The 7991-nt window shown below is 45.0% G+C and carries 2 protein-coding genes and 2 pseudogenes; all 4 read right to left on the bottom strand.

All coding sequences use genetic code 11. The features are described 5' to 3' along the window. Positions 1–75 (bottom strand): annotated as a pseudogene (locus tag ABPH35_RS09760) (IS200/IS605 family transposase); the annotation flags it as partial. Between the two features lie 234 nt (positions 76–309). Beyond that, positions 310–3945: a DNA-directed RNA polymerase subunit beta' gene (gene rpoC, locus ABPH35_RS09755; protein ID WP_349989419.1), complete on the bottom strand. Its 3636-nt coding sequence runs from the start codon at positions 3943–3945 to the stop codon at positions 310–312. Positions 3946–4016: 71 nt separating this feature from the next. Further along, positions 4017–7586 carry a DNA-directed RNA polymerase subunit beta gene (gene rpoB, locus ABPH35_RS09750; protein WP_349989418.1) on the bottom strand — a complete coding sequence of 1190 codons (3570 nt, stop codon included), beginning with the start codon at positions 7584–7586 and terminating at the stop codon, positions 4017–4019. A gap of 305 nt (positions 7587–7891) precedes the next feature. Then, positions 7892–7991 (bottom strand): annotated as a pseudogene (locus ABPH35_RS09745) (IS30 family transposase); the annotation flags it as partial.

Here is a 7991-nt window from a genome sequence, read left to right as displayed (position 1 = left end):
TATACTTAGGGGTAAACACAATGTGATAGAACACATCCATTTTGTGTGCGATAAACTATGTGCCTTTTGTGCCATATTAGTATCTCCTTTCGCTTTACAGTAGGCTTGAACACCTTTATTGTAGCGCGTTTGGAGATTTTTTGTATAACAGTCGATGCGCACCCGCATAGCGGGTGGTTGATTTGTCTCGCACCTATCGGAGCGAGACTGGGCTTAAAGCCACATAATAGAAAAGAGCCTGTCCCAGTTCTTGGACAAGCTCTTTTAAGTCTGCACTGATAGACTTTCAGCAGACTTTTTTGCAAAGATTTATTCTGATACGAGTTCTTCTGCTAATTCTTCAGCAACGGTATCTTCGATGATTTCAACTTCATTAACTGCCTGGGGTTCAATATTCCGGTAACGTGCCATACCAGTACCTGCTGGAATGATCTTACCGATGATGACATTTTCCTTCAAGCCGAGAAGGTTATCACGTTTACCACGGATTGCCGCATCCGTAAGGACACGAGTGGTTTCTTGGAAGGACGCCGCAGACAAGAAACTGTTGGTCTCAAGAGAGGCCTTGGTAATTCCCATAAGGACCGGACGAGCAGTTGCTGGGATTCCACCTGCGATCACCACATCCGCATTAGCATCGGTGAAGTCTGTAATATCCATGAGGGTACCCATGAGCAAATCAGTATCTCCTGGGTCCATGACACGAACTTTGCGAAGCATTTGGCGAACCATTACCTCGATGTGTTTGTCTCCGATTTCTACCCCTTGGCTACGGTATACTTTTTGTACTTCAGAAAGGAGGTAGGTCTCCACAGACAAGACATCGCGGACTTCAAGCAAGCGTTTTGGTTGGATAGAACCTTCTGTAAGGGCATCACCGCGTGCTACTTGAGAGCCGACTTCTACACGCATACGTGCAGTAAATGGTACCACGTACTCGCCTTCACCAGTCTTACCTTTAACAAAGACTTTCTTAGTACGGGTAGCCGCATCTTCATCGATTGCTGTTACCTCACCCTTGATTTCTGTAATGACCGCTTCCCCTTTTGGATTGCGGGCTTCAAAGATTTCTTGGACACGAGGCAAACCTTGCGTGATATCTGAGTTAGAGGCTACACCACCCGTGTGGAAGGTACGCATGGTCAACTGTGTACCAGGCTCACCGATAGACTGAGCGGCGATTGTACCCACTGCTTCACCCACTTCAACTGCATCCCCTGTTGCCAAGTTGATGCCGTAACAATGACGGCAGACACCGTGGCGAGTGTTACATGTAAAGACGGAGCGAATAGTCACTTGTTCGACACCAGCATTGACAATTTCACGGGCAATATCTTCGGTAACCAATTCATTTGGACCGATAATAATCGCACCTGTCTCAGGGTGTTTAACAGTTTTCTTAGTGTAACGACCTTGCAAGCGTTCTTCAAGTGGTTCAATCATTTCCTTGCCGTCGGTGATGGAACGAATATCCAATCCACGGTCTGTTCCACAGTCGTCCTCACGGATAATCACATCTTGGGCAACGTCAACAAGACGACGAGTCAAATAACCTGAGTCGGCTGTCTTCAAGGCTGTATCTGTCATACCCTTACGCGCTCCGTGAGTTGAGAAGAACATTTCCAATACAGAGAGTCCCTCACGGAAGTTTGACAAGATTGGCAATTCCATGATACGTCCGTTCGGCGCAGACATCAGACCACGCATTCCGGCAAGCTGTGAGAAGTTTGAGATATTACCACGAGCTCCAGAATCCATCATCATAACGATTGGGTTCTTTGGATCTTGTGATTCTGTCAAGCGTTTTTCTAATTTCTCTTTCGCTGAACGCCACTCATCTGTCACCGCTGCGTAACGCTCATCATCAGTAATCATACCACGGCGGAATTGTTTCTTGATTTGTTCCACACGTTCGTGTGATTCTTCAATAATTTCTGCCTTGTTGGCAATAACTGGAATATCTGCGATTCCCACTGTCAAACCTGCAAGCGTTGAGTGGTAGTACCCGAGATCTTTCAAGCGGTCAAGAAGCGCAGATGTTTCCGTTGTGCGGAAGCGTTTGAAGATTTCAGCGATGATATTTCCAAGATTTTTCTTCTTGAATGGAGGATTGATTGGCAATGCCGCAATCGCTGCGTTAATATCAGCTCCTGGTTCCAAGAAATACTTGTCTGGTGTGCCTTCTGTCAAGTTGGCATTGGTTGGTTCTTGGAGATACGGCAACCCTTCTGGCATAATTGCATTAAACAAAATCTTACCAACCGTCGTCATCATCACTTTGTGTTTTTGTGATTCTGACCAAGGCTTGTCAAGACTATCTGTCGCAATACCAACACGGGTATGTAAGTGAACATAACCATTCCGGTAAGCCATAACGGCTTCATCCATATCTTTGAAGACCATACCTTCACCTTCACGGCCGGCATCTTCCATGGTCAAATAGTAGTTCCCCAAGACCATATCCTGAGACGGGGTTACAACTGGTTTCCCATCCTTCGGATTCAGGATGTGTTCCGCTGCAAGCATCAAAATCCGTGCTTCTGCTTGTGCTTCTTCTGACAATGGTACGTGAATCGCCATTTGGTCCCCGTCAAAGTCGGCATTGTAGGCCTCACACACGAGCGGGTGCAAGCGAAGGGCTTTCCCGTCAATCAAGACTGGCTCAAAGGCCTGGATACCAAGCCGGTGAAGGGTCGGTGCGCGGTTCAATAGCACTGGGTGTTCTTTAATAACTTCTTCAAGAATATCCCAAATACGGTCATCACCGCGCTCAATCAAGCGTTTTGCTGCTTTTACGTTTCCTGCAATTTCACGGGCAACGATCTCGCGCATGACAAACGGTTTGAAAAGCTCAATTGCCATTTCACGTGGCACGCCACATTGGTACATTTTAAGCGTTGGACCAACGGCGATAACGGAACGTCCTGAGAAGTCAACCCGTTTTCCGAGCAAGTTTTGACGGAACCGTCCTTGTTTTCCTTTCAGCATATGACTGAGAGATTTGAGCGGACGACTACCTGGCCCTGTAATTGGACGACCACGGCGACCATTATCAATAAGAGCATCAACCGCTTCTTGCAACATCCGCTTCTCATTTTGTACGATAATGCCTGGTGCATTCAACTCAAGCAAACGAGCCAAACGGTTGTTCCGGTTAATCACACGACGGTATAATTCATTCAAGTCAGAGGCTGCAAAGCGACCACCGTCCAATTGCACCATTGGGCGTAAATCTGGTGGAATGACTGGCAAGATATTTAAAATCATCCACTCAGGTTTGTTTCCAGATTTGTAAAAGGCATCTAGAACGTCCAAACGACGAACTGCCTTAATGCGTTTTTGACCAGAAGCAGTTTTCAATTCTTCTTTCAAAGCTGCGATTTCAGTTGGCAAATCCACTTGCTTCAGTAAGTCTTGGATAGCTTCTGCTCCCATTTTCGCAACGAATGAACCAAAACCATACTCGCGCAATTTTTCACGGTACTCACGTTCCGTTAAGATAGACTTGTGTTCAAGCGGTGTATCTTTTGGATCAATGACTACATAAGCAGCGAAGTAAATAACTTCTTCCAAATCACGTGGACTCATATCCAATGTCAAGCCCATACGGCTTGGAATTCCTTTGAAATACCAAATATGAGAAATCGGTGCTTTTAACTCAATGTGTCCCATCCGCTCACGGCGTACTTTGGCACGTGTGACTTCTACACCACAGCGGTCACAAACGATTCCCTTGTAACGGATTCGCTTGTATTTTCCACAGGAGCATTCCCAGTCTTTTGTTGGACCAAAGATGACCTCATCAAAGAGCCCATCACGCTCTGGTTTGAGCGTACGATAGTTGATTGTTTCAGGTTTTTTAACTTCACCATAAGACCATGAACGGACCTTATTGGGAGAAGCTAAAGTGATTTGCATACTTTTAAATCGATTTACGTCAACCACTAATAATCCCTTTCTTCATTTCTAGCAAGAGAACAGCTGGAAACAGAAACGAGCTCTGTTTCCACCTATCCTTATTCTTCTGATTCGGCTTCTGCGGCAAATGCGGCTGCAGCATCCGCTGCGGCTTTTGCACGCGCTTTTTCTAAATCATCTACGTGAATAATGTCATCATCTTCACCTTCATCAAGGTCACGAAGCTCTACTTCTTGATCATCCTCGTCAAGGACACGCATATCAAGACCAAGTGATTGCAATTCCTTCACCAATACGCGGAATGACTCAGGCACACCAGGTTTTGGAATTGGTTTTCCTTTGGTAATCGCTTCATAGGCTTTCAAACGACCGTTGACATCATCTGACTTGTAGGTCAAGATTTCTTGAAGAACGTTTGATGCACCGTAGGCTTCAAGTGCCCAAACCTCCATCTCACCAAAACGTTGTCCACCAAACTGAGCTTTTCCTCCAAGAGGTTGTTGGGTAACAAGTGAGTATGGCCCTACTGAACGTGCGTGCAGTTTATCATCAACCATGTGGTGGAGTTTGATCATGTACATGACCCCAACAGACACACGGTTATCAAATGGCTCACCCGTACGTCCATCGTAAAGGATTGTCTTGGCATCGCTATCCATACCAGCTTCTTTAACCGTTGACCAAAGATCTTCTGAACTTGCTCCATCAAAGACTGGTGTCGCGATATGAATACCTAAGTTTCGTGCTGCCATTCCAAGGTGAAGTTCCATAACCTGTCCGATATTCATACGAGAAGGCACCCCAAGCGGATTCAACATGATATCAACCGGCGTTCCATCTGGAAGGTATGGCATATCTTCAACGGGTACAATACGAGAAACAACCCCTTTGTTTCCGTGGCGTCCCGCCATCTTATCTCCGACCTTAATCTTCCGTTTTTGGGCGATGTAGACACGAACCAGCATATTCACACCTGATTGCAATTCGTCGCCGTTAGCACGCGTAAAGATTTTCACATCACGAACGACACCGTCCGCACCGTGAGGTACACGAAGTGACGTATCACGCACTTCACGAGATTTATCACCAAAGATAGCGTGGAGGAGACGTTCTTCTGCTGAGAGGTCTTTTTCCCCCTTTGGAGTCACTTTACCAACAAGGATATCGCCTTCTTTTACCTCAGCACCAATGCGGATAATTCCCATTTCATCCAAGTCTTTCAGTGCATCTTCACCAACGTTTGGAATTTCACGAGTAATTTCTTCAGGGCCTAACTTGGTGTCGCGAGTTTCTGATTCATATTCTTCCAAGTGAACAGATGTATACACATCATCTTTCACTAGGCGCTCACTCATGATAACCGCATCCTCGAAGTTATAGCCTTCCCATGTCATGTAGGCAACGATTGGGTTTTGTCCAAGCGCCATTTCTCCATTTTCCATCGAAGGTCCGTCGGCGATAAAGTCACCTTTTTCAACGGTGTCGCCAAGTTTCACCAAGGTACGTTGGTTATAGGCTGTCCCTGAATTTGAACGGCGGAATTTTTGGATGTGGTAAACATCAAGTGAACCGTCTTCACGGCGAACTTCAACCTTGTCTGCATCCGCATAGGTCACTTTTCCGTTATGTTGGGCAATAACTGCTGCTCCTGAATCGTGGGCTGCTTGATATTCCATACCAGTTCCTACATAAGGAGCTTTTGGATCAATCAACGGCACGGCCTGACGCTGCATGTTGGCACCCATGAGGGCACGGTTGGAGTCGTCGTTTTCAAGGAAAGGAATACATGCTGTCGCAACGGCAACTACCTGCTTAGGCGATACATCCATGAAATCCGCAGATTCTGCTGGGAATTCTTGGTTGTTCCCTTGATGACGTCCCATGACGATTTTGTCTACAAAACGGTTGTTCTCATCAAGTGGAGAAGTCGATTGCGCTACGATGTAAGCATCCTCTTCATCGGCAGTCAACCAAACGATTTCATTTGTAACCGTACCAGTCGCACGATCAATCTTGCGGTAAGGTGTTTGGATGAAACCATACTTGTTCAAATGTCCATAAGAAGACAAGTTGTTGATCAAACCGATGTTTGGTCCTTCAGGCGTTTCAATTGGACACATACGACCATAGTGAGTATAATGTACGTCACGAACTTCATAACCGGCACGGTCACGTGTCAAACCACCAGGTCCTAAGGCTGATAGACGACGTTTGTGGGACAACTCTGACAATGGGTTGTGTTGGTCCATGAACTGCGACAACTGAGATGAACCAAAGAATTCTTTGATTGCCGCTGTTACAGGACGGATATTGATGATTTGTTGTGGAGTCAAGACTTCATTGTCCTGTACACTCATACGCTCACGAAGATTACGTTCCATACGGGTCAATCCGATACGCACTTGGTTAGCGAGCAATTCACCCACCGCACGAATCCGACGATTTCCAAGGTGGTCAATATCGTCAACGCGACCAAGACCTTCTGCAAGGTTGAGGAAGTAGCTCATCTCAGCTAAAATATCTGCTGGTGTAATCGTACGAATATTTTCTGCTGGGTTGGCGTTCCCTATAACCGTTACGACACGGTCTGGGTCTGTCGGTGCCACAATCTTGAATTTTTGAAGTAAGACTGGCTCTACCACAACAGCTGCATCGTTTGGGCTATATTCAACCAAGTTCAACTCATCAAATTGCTCTTCAATCGATTCAAGTACATCCCGATTCAAGACAGTTCCAGCTTCAAGGACAATTTCACCTGTTTCACCGTTAATCACGTGTTCAGCCAAGGTTTGGTTGAGCAAACGAGTGCGGAGGTTCAATTTCTTGTTAATCTTATAACGACCAACAGGCGCCAAGTCATAACGACGTGGGTCAAAGAAACGTGCTGTCAACAAGCTACGTGAGCTTTCTGCTGTCTTCGGTTCACCTGGACGAAGACGTTCATAAATTTCTTTCAAGGCTTCATCCGTACGTGAATCAGCTGGGTTTTTATGAATATCTTTTTCAATGGTATTGCGCACCAATTCGCTATCACCAAAGATATCAAAGATTTCATCATCACCTGAGAATCCAAGTGCACGAACCAGCGTTGTAAATGGAATTTTACGGGTACGATCAATCCGAGTATAGGCGATGTCTTTTGAGTCTGTCTCAAGCTCTAACCAAGCACCACGGTTTGGAATAACCGTTGAACCATAGCCAACCTTACCGTTTTTATCGACCTTATCATTGAAGTAAACACCTGGCGAACGCACAAGCTGACTAACGATAATCCGCTCACCACCATTGATGATAAAGGTTCCCATTTCAGTCATAATTGGAAACTCACCAAAGAAGACTTCTTGTGTCTTAATTTCGCCTGTTTCTTTGTTAATCAAACGGAAGGTCACAAAGATTGGCGCTGAGTAACTCGCATCATGGATACGTGCTTCTTCTAGGGTATACTTTGGTTCTTTTAATTCATAACCAACAAATTCCAATTCCATTGTATCTGTAAAGTTGGATACTGGAAGTACATCTTCAAAAACTTCTTTCAGACCGTGATCCAAAAATTCTTTGAATGAGTCCGTTTGAATTTCAATCAAATTTGGTAAATCAAGAACTTCTTTGATTCTTGAAAAACTGCGACGGGTACGGTGCTTGCCGTACTGAACTTCATGTCCTGCCAAGTTTTTAACTCCTTCTTTTTTCTCTAGGTCTAGCCGATTAGACCACACATCGTCGATTTGTCAGAATTTTTAGAATCTTTAAGAATTGGTGACAATTTATTTTAGAGACCAAAAATAAGCACAAAAAGAGCAGCTAAATCTTCCTTAAGTAAGCTCGATTTAACTGCTGTAAGCCTTGTCTGGACAATATTTCAGACAAAACACACGACAAATAATTTAGACATATTATACACTATTTTCATGATTTTTTCAACTTTTTTACCCAGTTCTTTACGTCAGACAAATTGCAAGAAAAAGTGCAACCTTTATTCGAACTCATTCAAGAGAGCTTCAACAGCGGTTCTGTAAGCTAAACATTTTCGTGGTCGGTGGTTGATGTCACCTAATGCCTTTCCCAAAGTCTCG

The organism is Streptococcus handemini, from assembly GCF_040984445.1.
Classification (GTDB): Bacteria; Bacillota; Bacilli; order Lactobacillales; family Streptococcaceae; genus Streptococcus; species Streptococcus handemini.
This window is presented reverse-complemented; position numbering and strand designations above follow the sequence as displayed.